Annotated in this window: 14 protein-coding genes and 2 pseudogenes; 2 read left to right on the forward strand and 14 right to left on the reverse strand. The window is 58.8% G+C overall.

The features are described 5' to 3' along the window. The first annotated feature begins 63 nt into the window (after positions 1 to 63). A complete protein-coding gene (gene trhO, locus PY308_RS17735) occupies positions 64 to 1008 on the forward strand; it encodes an oxygen-dependent tRNA uridine(34) hydroxylase TrhO (protein ID WP_275785206.1) in 945 nt (314 codons plus the stop codon). Positions 1009 to 1124: 116 nt separating this feature from the next. On the opposite strand, the gene PY308_RS17740 is transcribed toward trhO, so the two are convergent. From PY308_RS17740 to PY308_RS17775, 8 genes are all read right to left on the reverse strand, one after another. Beyond that, positions 1125 to 2501, reverse strand: a complete 1377-nt coding sequence (locus PY308_RS17740) for a GH1 family beta-glucosidase (protein ID WP_275785209.1) — start codon at positions 2499 to 2501, stop codon at positions 1125 to 1127. A gap of 115 nt (positions 2502 to 2616) precedes the next feature. After that, positions 2617 to 2916, reverse strand: coding sequence for a type II toxin-antitoxin system RelE/ParE family toxin (locus PY308_RS17745; protein ID WP_275785210.1), 300 nt, complete (start codon positions 2914 to 2916; stop codon positions 2617 to 2619). Next, on the reverse strand, positions 2913 to 3176 hold the full coding sequence (locus PY308_RS17750) for a type II toxin-antitoxin system ParD family antitoxin (RefSeq protein ID WP_275785211.1): 264 nt from the start codon (positions 3174 to 3176) through the stop codon (positions 2913 to 2915). The genes PY308_RS17745 and PY308_RS17750 overlap by 4 nt, the downstream gene beginning before the upstream one ends. A 78-nt stretch (positions 3177 to 3254) precedes the next feature. Beyond that, positions 3255 to 4439, reverse strand: coding sequence for a Gfo/Idh/MocA family protein (locus PY308_RS17755; RefSeq protein ID WP_275785212.1), 1185 nt, complete (start codon positions 4437 to 4439; stop codon positions 3255 to 3257). Positions 4440 to 4506: 67 nt separating this feature from the next. After that, complete coding sequence (locus tag PY308_RS17760; protein WP_275785214.1) at positions 4507 to 5559, reverse strand: sugar phosphate isomerase/epimerase family protein; 1053 nt, start codon at positions 5557 to 5559, stop codon at positions 4507 to 4509. A 237-nt stretch (positions 5560 to 5796) separates the two neighbouring features. Then, positions 5797 to 6750: a substrate-binding domain-containing protein gene (locus tag PY308_RS17765; protein ID WP_275785217.1), complete on the reverse strand. Its 954-nt coding sequence runs from the start codon at positions 6748 to 6750 to the stop codon at positions 5797 to 5799. 63 nt (positions 6751 to 6813) lie between these two features. Then, on the reverse strand, positions 6814 to 7818 hold the full coding sequence (locus PY308_RS17770; RefSeq protein ID WP_275785219.1) for an ABC transporter permease: 1005 nt from the start codon (positions 7816 to 7818) through the stop codon (positions 6814 to 6816). 73 nt (positions 7819 to 7891) lie between these two features. Continuing rightward, complete coding sequence (locus tag PY308_RS17775) at positions 7892 to 9412, reverse strand: sugar ABC transporter ATP-binding protein (RefSeq protein WP_275785222.1); 1521 nt, start codon at positions 9410 to 9412, stop codon at positions 7892 to 7894. Positions 9413 to 9575: 163 nt separating this feature from the next. Between PY308_RS17775 and PY308_RS17780 the strand changes: the two genes are divergently transcribed. After that, on the forward strand, positions 9576 to 10607 hold the full coding sequence (locus tag PY308_RS17780) for a LacI family DNA-binding transcriptional regulator (RefSeq protein WP_275785224.1): 1032 nt from the start codon (positions 9576 to 9578) through the stop codon (positions 10605 to 10607). Between the two features lie 155 nt (positions 10608 to 10762). On the opposite strand, the gene PY308_RS17785 is transcribed toward PY308_RS17780, so the two are convergent. From PY308_RS17785 to PY308_RS17810, 6 genes and pseudogenes are all read right to left on the reverse strand, one after another. Continuing rightward, a complete protein-coding gene (locus tag PY308_RS17785) occupies positions 10763 to 12388 on the reverse strand; it encodes a nucleoside 2-deoxyribosyltransferase (protein WP_275785226.1) in 1626 nt (541 codons plus the stop codon). 195 nt (positions 12389 to 12583) lie between these two features. Then, positions 12584 to 13894 carry a xylose isomerase gene (gene xylA / locus PY308_RS17790; protein ID WP_275785227.1) on the reverse strand — a complete coding sequence of 437 codons (1311 nt, stop codon included), beginning with the start codon at positions 13892 to 13894 and terminating at the stop codon, positions 12584 to 12586. A gap of 30 nt (positions 13895 to 13924) precedes the next feature. Continuing rightward, positions 13925 to 15376: a xylulokinase gene (xylB, locus tag PY308_RS17795; protein ID WP_275791189.1), complete on the reverse strand. Its 1452-nt coding sequence runs from the start codon at positions 15374 to 15376 to the stop codon at positions 13925 to 13927. 80 nt (positions 15377 to 15456) lie between these two features. Beyond that, positions 15457 to 16488, reverse strand: a pseudogene (locus PY308_RS17800) (LacI family DNA-binding transcriptional regulator); the annotation flags it as partial. 81 nt (positions 16489 to 16569) lie between these two features. Next, positions 16570 to 17701: pseudogene (locus tag PY308_RS17805) on the reverse strand (metallophosphoesterase). 78 nt (positions 17702 to 17779) lie between these two features. Continuing rightward, the gene (locus PY308_RS17810; RefSeq protein WP_275785228.1) at positions 17780 to 19372 is read right to left on the reverse strand and encodes a DHA2 family efflux MFS transporter permease subunit; all 1593 of its coding nucleotides are present in this window, start codon (positions 19370 to 19372) and stop codon (positions 17780 to 17782) included. Positions 19373 to 19375 lie beyond the last annotated feature (3 nt).

Here is a 19375-nt window from a genome sequence, read left to right on the forward strand (position 1 = left end):
CGTCCGGGCCGCATTTCCTCTGGGTGATTGCACGAAAACGCCGAACGCTGTATTTCACGCCCCATGACAGACAATGCACATACACCCCTGCAGGACACCGCCGGCCAATTTCTGGTAGCGGCCCTCTACCATTTCGTTGCGTTCGAGCGGTTCGCGGATTTTCGGGCTCCGCTGCAGCAGGTCTGCGACGACAACGGCGTGAAAGGCACGCTGCTTTTGGCGCATGAGGGCATAAACGGCACCATCGCCGGCACGGACACCGGCATTCACGCCGTTCTCGCCCTCCTCCGCAGCCAACGCGAATTCTCGAGCCTGGAGCACAAGGAAAGCCGGGCATCCGCCATGCCGTTCCTGCGCATGAAGGTGCGACTGAAAAAGGAAATCGTCACCATGGGCGTCGAGGATATCGACCCCAACCGGATCGTCGGTACCTATGTTGCACCGGCGGATTGGAACGCTCTGATTTCGGATCCGGATACATTGGTCATCGACACGCGCAACGACTATGAGACGGCAATCGGCACCTTTCGCGGCGCGCTCGACCCCAAGACCAAAAGTTTCCGCGACTTTCCGGACTGGGTGAAGAACAATCCCGGCCTGCACAATAAGCCGAAAATCGCCATGTACTGCACCGGCGGTATTCGCTGCGAAAAGGCGACGGCCTTCATGAAGGATCAGGGCTTTGAGGAGGTTTACCACCTCAAGGGCGGCATTCTGAAATATCTGGAGGACATGCCGGAAGAGGACAGCCTGTGGGATGGCGCCTGCTTCGTCTTCGACGACCGGGTCTCTGTGACCCATGGACTGAAAGAGGGAGACCACACCCTCTGCCACGCCTGCCGCCAGCCCCTGACGCCGGAGAGCCTCGCATCGCCCCACCACGAAGAAGGCGTTTCATGCGTGCACTGTTACGACACCCGCACACCGGAAGACCGGATGCGCTACCGCCAGCGCCAGCAGCAGATCCAACTGGCGAAGAAGCGTGGTGGCAGGCATCTGGGAAGTTGAACGTCGCAGTGTCGGGTGTTCCCGATCGTCGCCTGGAGATCGGGGAGGCTTCCCCCCTCTGTCGGCGGCGCCGACAGAGGGGGGAAGCCTCCTAGATTTCAGCCGTCGCCAAGGTATCACCCGCCAACCGCATGATTACCCTTCGGAAACTGCTGGGCCAGTTCCTTGTACCAGTGTCCGCTCTTCTTGATCGTGCGGACCTGTGTATCATAGTCCACGTGAACAATACCGAAGCGCATCGTGTAACCCTCGGCCCATTCGAAATTGTCCATCAGGCTCCAGGCAAAATAGCCCTTCATCGGATAGCCCTCCGAAATCAGGTCGGCCGTAACGGCGAGGTGCTCGGCGATGTAGTCGAGCCTTGGCTGATCGTCGACGACGCCGTTTTCGACGCCCATATTATAGGCCGCGCCATTCTCGGTGATGTAACAATCCGGCAATGAATAGCGTTCGTTGACGGTGCGGATGAGATCGCCCAGCGCCTGCGGAAAGATTTCCCAGCCGATATCGGTCTTTTCCGGACTGACGAAGGACGCTGCAACAGTTGCCGGGAATTCCGCGCCCTCGGCCGGATCGTGGGACACGCGCATCGGCGTGTAGTAATTGACGCCCCACCAGTCGATCGCCTGGCTTATCGTCTCCATGTCGCCATCCTCGATCCGAGGCATGCGATGGCCGAGGGCGGAGAGGAACCGGTCAGGGTATTCGCCCTTGAAGATCGGACCGAAGAAGGCGCCGTTGTGGAAGTCGAAGGCCCGCTCTGCCGCGGCCTGATCCTCCGCGCTGTCGCTGCCGGCATAGACATGCATGGGGTTGATGACGATGCCGACGGGCAGGTTCGGCTGTGTCTCACGGATGGTCGCCACGCCCAGCCCATGAGCCAGATTGGTGAAATGCAGCGCATGCAACGCTGCATCCATGTTGCGCTCGCCGGGAGCGTGGATGCCATAGAGATGGCTGAGCCAGACGGAGCACCAGGGCTCATTGAATGTCGCCACCGCATCGAGGCGATCGCCGAGCCGGGCAATCACCGTCTTGGCATAGCGCTGGTAGGCATAGGCCGTGGAACGCGCCGTCCATCCGCCGTCACCCATCAGCGCCAGCGGCAGGTCCCAATGATAGAGCGTTGCGAAAGCCTTGATATTGCGTGCTTTCAGGCCATCGACGAGACGATCGTAGAAATCCAGGCCCTTCTCGTTGATCGGGCCGGTGCCTTCCGGGATGATACGCGGCCAGGCGATCGAGAAGCGGTAGGCCTCGACGCCAAGGCTCTTGATCAGATCGAGATCTTCATCCAGACGGTTGTAGTGATCGCAGGCCGTGTCGCCATTGTCGCGGTTGTGCACCCGGCCCGGCATGTTGGAGAAGGCATCCCAGATGGACGGCTTGCGGCCATCGGCCTTGGTCGCACCCTCGATCTGGAACGAGGCCGTCGCCACGCCGAAAATGAAATCGCCGGGAAAGCGTGCTGCAAGGGTCTTGGGGTCGGTCATGGAATACTCCGGATGGACGGCATAACTGCAACGTTGCAGTAAAATGGTCTGTGAAAATGTCAACCGCGCGTTTTGCGAAACGCGGTAGGATTTGTTCGGGACAAAGATGCGATATTCATGTTTCAGGAAAAAGAATGGCTTCATAGTCCTGGACGCCATTCGGTATGTGCAGGATTTCGATCCTGTCTGCGCCGACTGTATAAAAGATCAGGTAGCCGCGATAAGGACGCCTTCGAACGCCGGAATTCGCGTAGCGCGGAACAAGCGGAAAAGCATGCGGCGATTGGGACAACCGCTCGCAGCGATCGATCAACTCCCGAACAAAGGTTACTGCACGCGCCGGGTTATCATGGGAGATATAATCCGCGATAGTCTCGATATCCGCCTCGGCTGCGTCGGTAAAAACGACGATCACGAATCGCCGTCTTTCATCCCACCTTCATATTTCGCGACAAGGCGTGCGAGCACATCCTTGGCAGGTTTCACTCGGCCAGCCTCTACATCCGCAAGCCCGCGGGCGATCGAAAGATCGAGTGCGGCCAGTCTCTTCTCGCGGTCCTCGATCATCCGGACACCTTCTCGCAGCACTTCGCTTCGAGACTTGTAGCGCCCGTTTGCCACCAGATCGGTCACATAGTCTTCCAAATGCTGCCCAAGGTTCGCGCTGCTCGCCATGCCCTTTCCTTTCTGCCAGCCAAGGAGACAATAATAGTTAGCATAACAGCAAGCGCGAACCGGATAAAGCCCGGCAGACTAAACCCTGATCCAGGCGCCGTTGCGCTTGGAAGACTGGACGCAGGCATCAACGAACACCATGCCCTTCATACCATCGTCGATGGTCGGATAGATGACAGCCGGATCGACGGCCTCGCCCTTACGCTTGGCGAAGATTGCACGGGCAGCCTCTGTGTATATGTTGGCGAAGCCTTCCAGATAGCCTTCGGGATGGCCGGATGGAATGCGGGAAACACGGGCGGCGGCGGCACCGGCACCGGCACCGGCGCGGGTAATCAGGCGCTTGGGCTCGCCGAACGGCGTGTACCAGAGGTAGTTTGGGTCCTTCTGGGTCCATTCGAGCCCACCCTTGGTGCCGTAGACGCGCACCATCAGACCGTTCTCGTGGCCGGGAGCAACCTGGCTGCACCAGAGCATGCCCTTGGCACGCTGGCCGTCCTTTTCCTTGAAGCGCATCATCACATGCGCATTGTCATCGAGCGCCCGGCCCTCGACGAAGCTGTCAAGATCGGCGGCAAGCTCCTCCAGCTCGAGACCGGACACAAAGGCGCCGAGATTATAGGCGTGGGTGCCGATGTCCCCGGTGGAGCCCCCGGCTCCGGACTTCGACGGGTCGGTGCGCCACGCAGCCTGTTTCTGGCCGGACTGTTCGATATTCTCGGTCAGCCAATCCTGCGGATATTCCATCTGGACCAGGCGGACGGCACCGATATCACCATTGGCAATCATTTCACGGGCCTGCCGTACCATCGGATAGCCGGTGTAGTTGTGGGTCAGCACGAACAGCGCGTCGCTTTCGTCCGCCAGCTTCTTCAGCTTGCGCGCATCCGAGAGCGTCGAAGTCAGCGGCTTGTCGCAGATGACGTGGATGCCACGCTTCAGGAATTCTTTAGCCGCGTCGTAATGCACATGGTTCGGCGTGACGATCGCAACCGCCTCGATACCGTTCTTCAGCTTGGCCTCTCGGATCGCCATGTCCTTGAAATCGGAATAGCTGCGGGCCGGATCAAGGCCGAGTTCGGCACCCGACGCCTTGGCTTTTTCCGGTGTGGACGACAGCGCGCCGGCCACCAGTTCGAAATGATCGTCGAGCCGAGCGGCCATGCGGTGGACGGCGCCGATAAAGGCGCCCGACCCGCCGCCGACCATGCCGAGGCGAATGCGCTTGTCTCGGGTTTCCGAAGAGCTTCCTTCGATGGGCATTGTGTTTCTCCCTTGAATTTCTGAGTTTGCGGAGGGCTACCCCGCCTCAAACGGAATGGTCTGAGCCTCAAAGCCCCAGCATGCGCCGGTTGGCTGCATCGTCCGTGCCGCTATCGGCAAAATCGTCGAATGCCTTTTCCGTCACTCGGATGATGTGATGCCTAACGAACTCGGCGCCTTCGCGCGCGCCGTCTTCCGGGTGCTTGAGCGCGCATTCCCATTCGACCACGGCCCAGCCGTCGAAGTCATTGGCCGTCAGTTTCGAGAATACGGCGCCGAAATCGACCTGGCCGTCGCCCGGTGAGCGGAACCGTCCGGCCCGATTGACCCAGCCCTGGTAACCGCCATAGACGCCCTGGCGTCCCGTCGGATTGAACTCCGCGTCCTTGACGTGGAACATCTTGATGCGCTCGTGGTAGATGTCGATGTTCTCCAGATAATCCAGGCACTGAAGGATATAGTGCGAGGGATCGTAGAGCATGTTGGCGCGAGGATGGTTGCCGACGCGATCAAGAAACATCTCGAACGTCACGCCATCGTGCAGATCCTCGCCGGGATGGATTTCATAGGCGACATCGACGCCGCAGTCTTCAGCATGATCGAGGATCGGCTTCCAGCGGCGCGCCAGTTCGTCAAACGCGGTCTCCACCAGACCGGCCGGGCGTTGTGGCCACGGATACATGAAGGGCCAGGCAAGCGCGCCGGAAAAAGTCGCATGCGCCTTGATGCCGAGATGCTGTGACGCGGTCAGCGCCATCTTCACCTGTTCGACCGCCCATTCCTGCCGCGCCTTCGGATTGCCGCGCACTTCCGGCGCCGCAAAACCGTCGAAAGCCTCGTCATAAACCGGGTTGACCGCGACCAGCTGGCCTTGGAGATGGGTCGAAAGCTCGGTCACTTCGATACCGTTTTCCCGTGCCTTGCCGGCAAATTCGTCGCAATAATCCTTTGAGGATGCGGCTTGTTTCAGGTCGATCAGCTGACTGGCCCATGTCGGGACCTGAACACCGATATAGCCGCAGTCTGCAGCCCATTTGGTGATGGAATCCCAGGAATTGAAAGGAGCGGCATCACCCGCGAACTGCCCGAGAAAAAGCGCCGGGCCCTTGATGGTCTTCATCTGTCGTCTCCTCCGTCGAAAGAATGACCGCTCGCCCCGGCCACTGAAACACTTTGAACCATCTCTGGTGTACGTACATCCGATAGTAATGGCTTGACCTGAAACGTTACAGGGAGACGGGAAACTAGCACGTTTGCGCCTACCGGCAATCTGCCTCAGATCAAATTTCAGAAAAACTCCCCGACAAAAAGCTGCCCGCAGCGTCATGCCACGGGCAGCTCAGATGTCAGGCCCGGATCAGAACGGTGAATCGGGGAAGTAGAAGTCCTTGGCATTTTCCTTGGTGACGAGCGTCGCGTCGATCGTATAGACGCCGCGAACCGGAACCTGACCGTAGAAATTGGCAACGGTCATCTCGAGCGCCGTACCGACCATTGCTGGCGGATAAAGCACATCGACCGGGATCATCTTGTCGCCGTCCATGACCTTCTTGATCATGTCCTTCGAGCCGGCACCGGCCACGACATACTGGATGTCGGTGCGCTTGGCCTGATCGATCGCCTGCAGCACGCCGACAGCCATATCGTCGTCCTGGCACCAGACCACGTCGATCTTCGGATATTTGGTCAGATAATCCTGCATGACCTTGAAAGCGTCGTCACGGTTCCAGTTGCCGAACTGACGATCGAGAACCTTCACATTGGAGCCTTCGATGCCCTTGTCGAAACCGTCCTGGCGCTGCTGATCGATCGGGATCGGCAAGCCCCGGATGATCACCACTTCGGCGTCCGGCGTGGTTGCCTTGATATACTCGCCGGCCGTCTGGCCGAGCGCCGGATTGTTGCCCGCCACATAGAGGTCACGGACCGTATTGTCGTTGACCGACGGTGCGCGATCGACGATGGCGACGAACGTGCCCTTGCTCTTGACTTCCTTGATGGCATTGACCAGCGGATCCGGATCGGATGGCAGGATCACGAGCGCATCGATGCCCTGGGTCTCGAGATCCTGTACGGCATTCGCCTGGCTGGCCGGATCCGGCGAGGTCTTGACGATGACGTTGAGGCCCGGATGCTGTTCCATCAATAGCTTTGCGACACGCTCGGCATGGAAGACCACACCGGACGTCCAGCCATGGTCGGCGGCCGGGATCGAAACGCCGATCGTGACCTTCTTTTCCTCCTGCGCGTTGGCGACGCCTGTCAGCGCCATCATGGCGACTGCGGCAACGCCGAATAGTCCTTTACGCATGTTCTCTCTCCCTAGCAGTTCAGGTCATTTTTCTTGAAGCGGGCGACCCATGGACCCGCCAGTTCACGATTTCCGTACCAGCGAGCGCTGAACGAGCATCGCAATGATGATGATCGAGCCCTGTATGGCGCCGATCAGATATTCGCTGATGAAGTTGGACAGCAGCATGATATTGCCGACCAGTTCCAGGATGAAGGCGCCGCAGATGGTGCCCCAGACCCGGCCCGCGCCGCCTTTCAGCGCCGTGCCGCCGACCACGACCGCGGTGATCGCCTGGAGTTCCCAGAGAATGCCCGTCGTCGCCGACGTCGAACCGAGGCGCGGTACGTAAAGAAGAACCGCAATGGCCACGCAAAGCCCCTGGATGACAAAGGCGATGGTGCGCACCCGATTGACCGGAATGCCGGAGTAGCGGGCGACATCGGCGCTGGAACCCACCGCCACCACATGCCGGCCGTACCGGGTTCTGTAAAGGATGAAGGCGGCGACGGCGGTCACGGCCAGAATGATGGCGATCGGCACCGGCAGGCCGAGGATGGAGCCGAAATAGACCGGGCGGTAAAGCTCCTGGAGCGCCGGCTCGCGCAAGGTGATCGCGCCCCCCTGCGACAGCCACGTCGTCAGGCCGCGGTAGATGCCCATCGTGCCGAGGGTGGCGATAAACGGCTCGATCCTGCCGACGGTGGTGATCAGACCGTTGGCAAAACCGCAGAGACCGCCCGCGACGATCGTAAACGCCATGGCAGCCGTCAGCATCAAGGCAGGGTCGGCGATAACGCCGGAATTCATGAAGATGATCATCAGGCTGGCAACGAAGGCGACCATCGATCCGACAGACAGATCAAGATCCCCCGACGAGATGACAAAGGTCGCGCCAACCGCGATGATCGCGATGAAGGCGCTACGGGTCGCGACATTCGCAAGGTTGTTGATGCTGATGAAATTCGGATTGACGAGCGCCCCGAGGATCAGAAGCAGGATCAAAGCCGCAAAGGGAGCTATGGCCCGAAGATCGACATCCCGCCAACTCCGGCGCCGTATTTCTCTTGTTTCCTCATTCACGTTCATTGAGTAACCCGCCTCCCGTCCCATTATCCCTGGGAACTCGCTTTTAATGCCTTTTCGCAGATACAAGCCGCGATCAGGCAACCGCCTTTTTCTTCAAACCGGCTGCATAACGCATGATTTCCTGCTCGGAAATTTCATCGCCCTCCAGCATCCCGACGATCCGTCCCTCGCGCATCACGGCCACACGCGTGCAAAGGCCGATGACCTCCGGCATCTCGGACGACACGACGATGATCGACCGTCCGTCGCGGGCCAGCGCCGAGATAAAATGATAGATCTGCTGCTTGGTGCCGACATCGATGCCCCGCGTCGGCTCGTCGATGATGATGACGTCCGGCTCGGTTTCCATGACCTTGGCAAGAAGCAGCTTTTGCTGGTTGCCGCCGGACATGCGGCGGGCAGCGATACTGCCGTCACGAACGCGGATATCGAAACGACGGCGGGCGCGCTCCAGGGCCGATGCCTCGCTTTTCGGGCTGAGGTAGCCAAACTTCCCGTGCCTGTCGAGCGACTGAAGTGTCAGGTTTGCCGTCATGCCGGAGTTGAGCAGAAGTCCCTTGGACTTGCGATCCTTGGTCATATAGGCGAGGCCGCAACGGTTTGTCGCGTGCACGTCGCCGGAGGACACGGTTTGCCCCTTGATGACAACCTCGCCGGACGCCCTGGCCCGCAAGCCGGCCACCGCCTCCATCAGTTCGGTGCGGCCGGATCCGATCATTCCGGAAAAGCCGAGGATTTCACCCTTGCGGACGGAGAAGCTTGCGTCCCTGACATAGCCGGTCGACAGGGATGTCACGTTGAGCATGATCTCTTCGTCAACATTGGGCTCGTTCTTGGCCGGATAGAGGCTCGAAAGCTCGCGGCCGACCATCAGCTGCGCGATGGATTCTCCATCGAGGACCGATGTGGGCGACGTCTTGATCCACTGGCCGTCACGCAGCACGGTCACCCGGTCGGTCAGTTCCATGACCTCGTCAAGCTTATGCGACACGAACACGAAGCTCGTGCCCTGATCGCGCAGCTTGCGCACCTGCTTGAACAGAAAACTGGTTTCCTCGCGCGACAGCACGGCGGTCGGCTCGTCCATGAACACCACCCGGGCATCCCGGCTGATCGCCTTGGCAATCTCAACCATCTGCTTGTCAGCAATCGACAATGTGCCGATCATCGCATTCTCATCGACATGCGACCCGAGCAGATCGAGAACGCGGCGTGTTTCGGAGCGCATATGGGTGCGATCGAGCATGCCGAAGCGCGTTACCTCGCGGCCGAGAAACAGGCTCTCGGTAACGGTCAGATGCTCCGCAAGATTGAATTCCTGGTGAATGATTACAATGCCGAGCGCTTCAGCCGCACCATTGGCGGGCAGCTTGACCGGCTGGCCGTCCAGCAGGATTTCGCCGGAGGTCGGCTCCTCGAAGCCCGACAGGATCTTGACCAGAGTCGATTTCCCAGCGCCGTTCTCGCCCATGAGCGCATGAATTTCACCAGCGCGAAGATCGAAATTGATACTGAAGAGAACCTGCACGCCGCTGAACGACTTGCTGATGCGTCTCGCGGACAACACGATGGTGTCGGCGGCCTCCGAAATCATAGCTCCTCCTGCGCGGCTCCCATCCGCTTCGACCTCTGTAAACCTTTACATTATGCATGTAAAGGTTTACATCGTTGGATACGGCAGAAAACCCGCAGGTGGGCTTTGACCTCCCGGGTAGTCTGTGTAGTGTCCGGCGCAGACCAGACCAAGGCGGACTGCATTGTCGAATTCCACGCCCGCAACGATTGAAGATGTCGCTCGGATCGCCGAGGTTTCCATCGCGACTGTCTCGCGGGCAATCCATATGCCGGAGAAGGTGGCGAACTCGACGCGGCTGAAGGTGAACCAGGCGATCGCCATCACCGGCTATACCACCAATGCCATGGCACGCAGCCTGAGGCTTGGTCGCTCAAACATGATTCTCGTCGTCGCGCCGGATATCGGCGATCCGAATTTTTCCAATATTCTCGTCGGGCTTGAAAACGAAGCGCGCGCTCACGGCTATGGCATCCTCATCGGCCACACGCAGAACGACGCGCAACGCGGCCTGGAATACCTGAAGTTCCTCAATTCGAACCAGGCGGCGGGGCTGATTCTGTTCACGGGAATTCTGCCGTTTGGTCATCAGACGATGACGGCGAGACTTCCGCCCAGCGTCGGCGTCTTCGAGCCGGTCTTCAATGGCGGCATTCCCTATGTCGGCGTCGATGACACCGAGGGCGCCCGCAAGGCTGTTGATCTCCTGCTGGCCGAAGGGCATCGAAAGATCGCCTTCATCGGCGATTCCCGCACGCGGCTTGCCTATAGCCGGCGGCGCATGGGCTACGAGGCGGGCCTGGATGCTGCAGGCGTCGGAGTGGAGTTGCGGACCGTTCTTGAGGGAGACGGCACCGTGGAAAGCGGCCGGCTGGCCATCGAGCAGCTTTTCATGCGCGACACCCTGCCCACCGCTTTCATGTGCGTCAACGACCAGACGGCGATTGGCGTGATGATCGGTCTCAGCGCCCGCGGTTACGATATTCCGGTCGATTTTTCGGTGACGGGTTTTGACGACGTGCCGCAGGCCGCCTTCATGTCGCCGGCGTTGACCACGATCCGCCAGCCACGCACGATGATCGGCAAGCACGCCATGGCCCTGCTGCTGGAACTCCTGTCCAACGGCCAGCCAGCCGAAACGGAAATTCTTCTACGCCCTGATCTCGTGGTGCGAAACTCGGTCGCGGCGCCATCGCGCCGGTGGATCAAGCGGTGACCTAACGTGAAGCGTAGGGATCTGTCTGCTGGGCCTGGGAGCTTGGGGTCGCACCGCGAATGACGGCTACCGGCCCATTGCGGACATTGCAAAAAAACAGGCAGCCTGCCGCCTTTACGACGACCGCCCTTCACGCACACAGCGTTACATAAGCTCTATATAAGTCCATCGACCATAAAAGCCCTTAGAGAGGAAGCCAGTTTCGCCCCTCCCGCCATCACATCTTTTTCTTTCCAACCGTGCATCCAATGGTCTTCGTAAGAAGTGGAAGTTGCATCAGGGATAGCCGAATCCAGCATTATTCCAACTATTTTTTTCATCTTGGCTGCGCAAAAACCGATCTGCCAAGAGGTATCCATGCCGTATCTTGGCAGTATAACCGCCAAGACGTCGGAATTGTTAAGTTGGTTCACAGCGGTCGCTCGAGTGATCAGCGGATAATCCTTCGGCATTCCAATATTTTCAGGAATGTACTTTCTCGGGAAAATAATTTCCTTAATATTTCCCGCCGTTGCTTTCTCCAGTTCGCTAATTCTAGGGTTTCGAAATGAGCCTGCTATATACACCCTATCTTCTGAATGATTTTCAATAAACTCCTCAAACGTCTCGTAGACTGGATAGGCTTTCCTCCCTGTCCAGTTGTGCATGAAGTTGTCAGTATAGGGACGGATATTCACTAATCTTTTAGTCTCGCGTGAACTATACGAGCCACACACACCGACAACAGTTTTTCCCGATCCCTCCGCAAACCCAATCTCCCACGCAGTATCCAATCCGTAATGGTCTACATCTACAACTATCGCATCTGATGACAAAATCGCGTCAACGCAAACTTGTCTTACTTTTGTTGCGCTTGTCGTCTCAGGTGAGGGGGTGCCTATGTGCTTTTTTACTTCATCGTAAGGCAATTTCACTGTTAAGCCGGCGCTTCCGAGTTTGGCAGCATACGCAGAGTTGGACTCAGTATTCTTGTGTGGTGCTGCGAAATATACAATCTTATCAATATCTTTTGAAATGCTAAATATCCGTTCTAATTGAGAATTCCTTTCATTAACGGAGAACAATTCTCCAAAGTAATAAAGGCAACTATCAGCAAATTTTGAATATATAAAAGGATCGTTTTTTGACAGATTAGAGAATCCATCTCTAATAATTTGCAGTGACCCATTTTGTCTTATCGCATCGAAAAGCAAAGACGCGGAGAAATTCTTATTATTTGTTAGATCGATAAAATCTGTGAAGTCTTTTCTGGATTTCTCGGGGTTCTTTTCATATCTACTGACAAAAGATATAAGTTTAGTGTATGCGAGCTTGTGAGCGGTTGGAACACGGATATTCTTTAAGAACTCGTCGCCTTTGGCTCTAAATTTGACACCGTCTTCAAGAAGGTTGCCCCAGGGAAGGTTGGGATATTCTCCCCTTTCCTCAACTTTGGGGCCAAAATATATTTTCATATTTTTCACTCTATGAGTGATTTGATAGTTTGGACGATAATCATCCCCCTTATTCTCAACGTCCCAATCTCGTGATGGATAAAGGTCACGCACCAGACGCATGACGGTACTAGCGTCACACACCAAGTCGATATCGCGAGAATCTCGCGAGTCCTGGTACTGTTGCACCGCCAGTCCCCCAATTAGAACTACAGGAGAATCCAGTAAATCATCTATTCTTTTCAACTCTTCTTTCGCTACCGCTCGATCTATATACCCGGCTACCATCAGCGCTACGCCCCAAACCCAAAGAATCGTATTCTTGGTTGTATCTATTAAGGTTTGCAAGTGGAATCAGATTCCAACGGCGACTTAGCTGGTTGATAAGTTTTTTAGATAAGCGAGGAGACCGCTCCTTGGTCAGCTATTGGCGCAAGGCTGCCGCTACTTCTCGCAACCGCTGGCACATCACATTGCCTCTTCTGGTCACAAAAGTCGGGAAACCTTCGCTCCCCGACTTCCTTTTTGAATATCAAGCCTGCGTCAAACGTAGCGGTTAACGACGTTTTCCAGCAGTTCCTGCTTGCCGGAGCGCGGCTGCGGGTTGACGTCCTTGGCTTCGACCCACTGCGCGATCTCGTCCAGCGAGTATCCGCCGCTTAACAGCTTCTGGCCCTCGGCCGAATCCCAGCCGGCATAGCGATCGGCCAGCGGTTGCGACAAGGCCTTGTCCTCGATCATCTTTGCAGCGGCCTTCAGTCCGCGGGCGCAGCAGTCCATGCCACCGATATGACCGATCAGCAGATCTGCCGGATCGAGCGACTGGCGGCGCAGCTTGGAATCGAAGTTGGTGCCGCCCGTCGTGAATCCGCCGCCTGCCAGAACATGGTAATAGGCCAGTGCCATTTCCGGGACATTGTTCGGAAACTGGTCCGTGTCCCAGCCGGACTGGTAATCGTTGCGGTTCATGTCGATCGAGCCGAAGATGCCAAGCGCATTGGCAAGCGCCAGTTCGTGCTCGAAGGAATGGCCGGCCAGGATTGCGTGGCCCTGCTCGATATTCAACTTCACCTCGTTTTCGAGGCCGTTCCTCTTCAGGAAGCCGTAGACCGTCGCGACGTCGTAGTCATACTGGTGCTTGGTCGGCTCCTGCGGCTTTGGCTCGATCAGGATCGTGCCCTTGTAGCCGATCTTGTGCTTGTACTCGACCACGAGGTTGAGGAAACGGCCGAGCTGGTCCAGTTCGCGCTTCAAATCCGTGTTGAGCAGCGTCTCATAGCCTTCGCGGCCGCCCCACAGGACATAGTTCTCGCCGCCGAGCTTCTGCGTCGCATCCATGCAGGTCTTCACGGTCGCCGCCGAGAAAGCGAAGACATCCGGGTCCGGATTGGTCGCGGCACCCGACATGAAGCGGCGGTGGGAGAAGAGATTTGCCGTGCCCCACAGCAGCTTGACGCCGGTGGCGGCCTGCTTCTCGGCAAAGTAATCGACGATTTCGTTGAGGTTCCTGGTGTTCTCGGCAAAATTCTTGCCTTCCGGGCGCACGTCGGCGTCGTGGAAGCAATAATAGGGCACGCCGAGCAGCTGGAAGAATTCGAAGGCGACATCCGCCTTCAGCTTTGCGGCTTGTATCGTTTCTTCGAACCAGGGCCGTAGAAAGGTCTGGCCACCGAAAGGGTCGCCGCCCGGCCAGGTGAAGGTGTGCCAATAGGCGACCGCGAAGCGCAGATGGTCTTCCATGCGCTTGCCCATGACGATCTCGTCCGGCTGGTAATGGCGATAGGCCAGCGGATTGGTGCTGTCGGGGCCTTCATACTTGATCTTGGCAATATCGCCGAAAAAGCCTGTGCTCATGGTTGTTTCCTCTCTGTTGTGTTGGGCGGATCAGTAGGCATCGCGGATCGCCGGATAGAGCCGGCGATAGCGTTGATAGGCATCCTCGTAGGCGCTGCTCAGTGCAGGTTCGGGATGAACGGTTTCAGCCGTCGCAGGGGCGGTGAAGACGGCCAGCGGATCGGTGCCTGTAGAGGCCACCAGCCCGAGGCGGGCCGCGCCGAACGCGGCGCCGAAATCGCCGTCGGCCGGAACGTCCACGGGAATGTCGAGGGCCGTGGCAATCGACTTCAGCCAGTAGCGCGACCGCGAACCACCGCCGATGGCGGTCACGCGCGACAAGCTTGTGCCCGCGGCCCGCAATGCCTCCAGGCTATCGCGCAGGGCAAAACTCACACCTTCGACAACCGCCTGGGTCAGCACGACGCGACTGCTTTCATGGCCGAGCCCGGCATAGACACCGCGAATGGCGGCATCGTTATGCGGCGTTCGTTCGCCCGAGAGATAAGGCAGGAAGGTCACGCCTGAGGGCGCCTTCAGCGTATCGCCCAGTTCCTTCGTCAGATCGGCGGCACTCTTGCCGGTGATGCCGGCATGCCAGTTCAGCGCATCCGTGGCCGACAGGATAACGCCCATCTGGTGCCAGGTGTTCGGCAGCGCGTGGCAGAAAGCATGGACGGCGCTTTGCGGATTGGGCAGATAGCTTGCATTGGCGGCGAAGAGAACACCGGATGTGCCAAGCGAAACGAAGGCGTGGCCCTCGCCGACCGTGCCCATACCGCAGGCGGAGGCGGCATTGTCCCCCGCCCCGCCGGCAACGACCACGCCCGGCCCCATGCCCCAGCGTGCGGCAAGATTGGTCTTCAGTGTGCCGCCCGCCTCTGTACCTTCGACAAGGCTCGGCATCTGCCGTTCCTGAAGACCGGTTGCGGCGAGCAGGCTGCCGGACCAGGCGCGCTTGCCCGTATCAAGCCAGGAGGTGCCTGCCGAATCGGACATTTCGGAAATATGTTCGCCCGTCAGCCACAGGCGCAGATAATCCTTCGGCAGGAGCACCCAGCGAACCCTGGAAAAGATGTCGGGCTCGTTTTCGGCGACCCAGACGAGTTTCGGGGCGGTGAAGCCCGGAAACACGATATTGCCGGTCAGAGCACGGAACTGCGGATCGGCATCGAGCAGGGCCGCCTGGGCCGCGCTGCGCGTGTCGTTCCACAGGATACAGGGCCGCAGCACCTGATCCTCGTTATCAAGCAGCGTCGCGCCGTGCATATGGCCGGAGAGGCCAATGCCCTTGACCGCGGAAAGCTCCGCCGGATGCGCGGATTTGAGGCCGGCGATCGCGTCCTCCGTCGCCCGGATCCAGTCTGCCGGATCCTGTTCCGACCATCCCGGCTGTGGACGCGATACGTCCATGGCCCCCGACGCCGAGCCGACGATGCGCTGATCGCCGTCGATCAGAAGCGCTTTCACGCCGGATGTGCCGAGATCGATTCCCAGATACATCATGGTCTCCCTGGTTTTTTGCCCGCTGCGGGCTGTTGGTGTGTGCCGTCCTGCCGCAACGGGAAGGTTGCGTCGCCATTCTCGTCGAAGGGCAGATTGTCCTTGAGGAAAATATCCAGCCGGATGCGCTCCTGCGCACCGATCATGTCGACACCGTCGGCTTTGGCTTTCAGAACCCGGATGGCGCTGCGCACTTCATGGCCCGCATCCTGATTGAGGATCGCGTCAATCAATCCATCGTTGACCGCCCGGCGCGTATGGGGCGTAAGCTCATGCGCTATGACGCAAAGGCCTCGGCCCCTTGCGTATTTTTCGAGTGCGGCGATCAGGCCCCTGTTGCCGGCGCCGAAGCTGTAGATACCGGCAATATCGGGCGATGCCGCCAGCGCTTGCCGCACCAGTTGCTCCACCAGAACCGGGTTGTCCTGCCCTTCCATGACGGGCAACACATGGTGGCTGGAGAAATGCGCCTGCATCACATCGCTGAACCCGCCAAGCCGCTCACGATGATCGCGCACCAGCATGGAACCCGCCAAGGTGGCCACGGAGCCGGAACGCCCGCTCAAAAAGCGGCCCATCAACCCGGCGGCGGTACGACCGGCCGCAATATTGTCGATGCCGGTAAAATGATCGCGACGCGAATCCGGAAGGTCGGATACGAGCGTCACCACCGGAATGTGTTCGGCCCGAAGGCGCTCGATCGCCTCGCGAACGGCGTCCGATTCGACGGCAACGACTGCCACGCCGGCGGGATCTGCCCGGCGCGCATCGTCAAGCGCGCTGGCCAGGGCAGTCGCATCGAACGCAGGAACCGTTACCACGGAGATCTCCGTGCGCTCGGTCGATGAACGGGCCATCGCCGCCCGCACCTGCTGTTCCAGGCCGCGCATGAAGGAATTGTCGCCGGCCGGAAGAATGAAGATCAAAGCGTAGGTGCGGCCTTTTGCGAGATTGGCCGCTGCCAAGTCACGGACATACCCGATGCGGGCAATGGCATCCTCGACCTTGTCGCGCGTGATCCCACGCACGCCCGGCCGCTGGTTCAACACCCGGTCCACGGTGGCAAGGCTGACACCTGCCGCGGCAGCAATATCGTGAACGGTCGGGCGCATGTCTTCCTCCGGCCGAAAGCCATAGAGGAATTTCTGATGTACGTAAATCAGAAATTTAAGCTGAGTGCAGTTGTCCTTCGATCAGGCGAATTTCTTGCTGAATGCATTGGTGAAAGTGATGTCACCTTCCTCCCCCGCAGCGTGCGCCAACACGATATCCATGCCTCGATCTGTGACATGGACAAGGGCGAAGCCGCCCATATAGCTTGCCACGGGCTTGATCAGATCGAGCCCTTCGGCCGTATAGATCATCGGCGTCTCATGCTCATGACCGTGGAACAAACCAGCGACATTAGCCCTTGAGCACCGACAACAGGGCGGCGCGTTCGGCATCGCTCCACCAGTGAGGGTGACCGTCGGGCGTATCATCAAAAGTCATCTTTGCCGCGTCCCATTTCTCGAGCGAGAACCTGTCCCAGCCATAGTGCTGAAACAGGATGACCGGACGTCCGTCGGCGGCGGAATTGGCAAGATCCCGCTTCAGCCATTCGAGCCCGCTGATCGCACCCTTGCCGGTGTCGCCGCCGAAGCGCTGCATCTGGACGAGGTGCAGCCCGCCCCAGTCCCAGGAGTAATTGTCGGACTCGATGTCGTAGTTACTGACAGCAACCGGCGGCTTGTAGAATACGGTCCGGCGGTGATTGAGTTCGACATAGTCGCGCATTTCGCGCCGGTACCAGTCGATATCTGGCGGCGCGCCATCCTGATCGAGATCGTGGTTTCCAAGGCCGTTATATACAGGATAGCGGACACGGTCGGGGCCTGTCCCCTGCTGGTAGCGGCTTGAGAATTGAAGGAGCTGGTGACCTTCTCCCGGAACCTTCACCTGACCGCCGCCGTCATCCGTCATGTCGCCGCCGATGACGATGCCGAGCGGCGTGGCAATCTGGCGGCCGGCGCTCGCAAGTCCTGTCGGCACAACGGCGATGTCTTCCGGCCAGCGGTATTCGGGAATTCGATTCAGCGCCGCGACATGGCGCAGAAGATTGGCGTCGGTCTTGCCCTCCTGCTGGCAATCGGGATTGAGCGCATCGGCCGATATCAGACAGGCATGGATGTCCGATATGAACACGAAGGTCACGTCTATCGGCGGCCAATTGCCCGGCGATGCAGCGGAGACAGCCACCGGCCGCATCAACGGTAGAATGCCGGACCCGATAAGACCGGCAAGGAAGCGCCGCCGGGACGGTTGGTTGGCTTTGTTTCGGCTCATGTCAATATCCTGGACGTTGAGGATATTCTGACCAAGGAATGAAGCGCCGTACAGCCCATTCCGAAACATTGCTTCCCGTCAGTGGCCGCCTGCGTCTGCCGGAGGGGCCGCCTGCGGCTTCTTGATGAGAAAAGCGCAGGCGACCAGCGCGCCGAACAGGAAGGTCAGGATCACGAAGACGTCAATGAACGACAGGATGGTTGCCTGTTGCTGCACCATCCCGGACAGCTTCTGGATGGCGATCGTCGCACCATCGAGGCCGTTGGAATTGTACTTTGCCGTCAGATCGCGAAGCTGGTCCATGGCTTCCGGGTTGCCCCACTGCACATGTTCCTGCAGGCGGGCGTAATGCTCCTCCTGACGCTGGGTCAGGATCGTGTTGATTGCGGCAAGGCCGACGGCACCGCCGAGATTGCGGGTGAGGTTGAACAAACCGGAAGCTCCGCGAACCCGCTCCGCCGACAAGGTGCCGAGTGCAACATTGTTGATTGGCACCATGCAAAGCATTAGGCCGCAACCGCGCAGGATCTGTGGAACCAGCAGCTCGTAGAAATCCCAATCTGCCGTCAGATGGCTCATCATCCACGTGCCGGCCGCAAAGCTTGCAAAGCCGATGGACATCATGACACGCGGGTCCAGCTTGGTCGAGAGCTTGCCCGCAATCGGCGCCGTGCAGAACATGGCAAGCCCCGACACGAACATGGTTTCGCCGATCATGAGAGAATCATAGCCGCGAATGCGCCCGAGATAGAGCGGGTAGAGATAGGTCAGCCCGTAAAGCCCGATCCCCATGATGAAGGAGAAGAGCGAACCGAACGCGAAGTTGCGGTTGGCGAAAGCCCTGAGATCGACAATGGGAAACTCGACGTTGAAGGCCCTATAAAAGAAGACGAGCGCACCGATGGCCGAGGCGATCGCACCCATGAAGATATATTCGTCGCTGAACCAGTCCTTGGCGTTGCCTTCTTCCAGGACATATTCGAGACAGCCGAGGAAGACTGCCATCGACAGCAGCCCCCACCAGTCGAACTTCTTCATCAGGCTGAACTGCGGCTTGTCGAAATCGATGAAATTCCAGGTGACGATCGTGACGATGATTCCGGGAATGACGTTGACCAGGAACAGCCAGTGCCAGGAAAAGGCGTGGCTCAGGTAGCCACCAACCGTTGGGCCGATGGTCGGCGCCAGCGTTGCGACGAGGCCGATGATCGGCGAGACGATACTGCGCTTGGATGGCGGGAAGATCGTGAAAGCAGCGGCGAACACTGACGGGATCATGCCGCCGCCGATAAAGCCCTGCAGGGCGCGGTAAACGATCATCTGGTCGATATTGGTCGCTGTTGCGGCGAGCGCGCTGGCAAGGGTGAACCCGGCGGCCGAAACGGAAAAGAGGATGCGCGTCGAGACCACGCGGGCGAGCGTTCCCGACAGCGGGATCATGATCACTTCGGCGATCAGATAGGCGGTCTGCACCCAGGCGACCTCATCCGAGCCGGCGCTGAGGCCCGCCTGGATTTCCGCAAGCGAGGCCGATACGATCTGGATGTCGAGGATTGACATGAACATGCCGAAGACCATCGCGAAGAAAGCGATGAGCCGCTTTGGGTCCATTCGCTCCTCTGCGCCGGCGTTGGAAACCGGCATTGTTCCTGCAGTCGCCGTGGCGGCCATGGT

The organism is Pararhizobium gei (assembly GCF_029223885.1).
Taxonomy (GTDB): domain Bacteria; phylum Pseudomonadota; class Alphaproteobacteria; order Rhizobiales; family Rhizobiaceae; genus Pararhizobium; species Pararhizobium gei.

Bases quoted from the DNA above. Each gene is read 5' to 3' on its own strand.
- PY308_RS17760 (WP_275785214.1), bottom strand. From the start codon at position 5,559: ATGAAGACCATCAAGGGCCCGGCGCTTTTTCTCGGGCAGTTCGCGGGT.
- PY308_RS17775 (WP_275785222.1), bottom strand. From the start codon at position 9,412: ATGATTTCGGAGGCCGCCGACACCATCGTGTTGTCCGCGAGACGCATC.
- xylB (WP_275791189.1), bottom strand. From the start codon at position 15,376: ATGTATCTGGGAATCGATCTCGGCACATCCGGCGTGAAAGCGCTTCTG.
- PY308_RS17810 (WP_275785228.1), bottom strand. From the start codon at position 19,372: ATGGCCGCCACGGCGACTGCAGGAACAATGCCGGTTTCCAACGCCGGC.
- PY308_RS17740 (WP_275785209.1), bottom strand. From the start codon at position 2,501: ATGACCGACCCCAAGACCCTTGCAGCACGCTTTCCCGGCGATTTCATT.
- PY308_RS17755 (WP_275785212.1), bottom strand. From the start codon at position 4,439: ATGCCCATCGAAGGAAGCTCTTCGGAAACCCGAGACAAGCGCATTCGC.
- PY308_RS17750 (WP_275785211.1), bottom strand. From the start codon at position 3,176: ATGGCGAGCAGCGCGAACCTTGGGCAGCATTTGGAAGACTATGTGACC.
- xylA (WP_275785227.1), bottom strand. From the start codon at position 13,894: ATGAGCACAGGCTTTTTCGGCGATATTGCCAAGATCAAGTATGAAGGC.
- PY308_RS17770 (WP_275785219.1), bottom strand. From the start codon at position 7,818: ATGAACGTGAATGAGGAAACAAGAGAAATACGGCGCCGGAGTTGGCGG.
- PY308_RS17765 (WP_275785217.1), bottom strand. From the start codon at position 6,750: ATGCGTAAAGGACTATTCGGCGTTGCCGCAGTCGCCATGATGGCGCTG.
- trhO (WP_275785206.1), top strand. From the start codon at position 64: ATGACAGACAATGCACATACACCCCTGCAGGACACCGCCGGCCAATTT.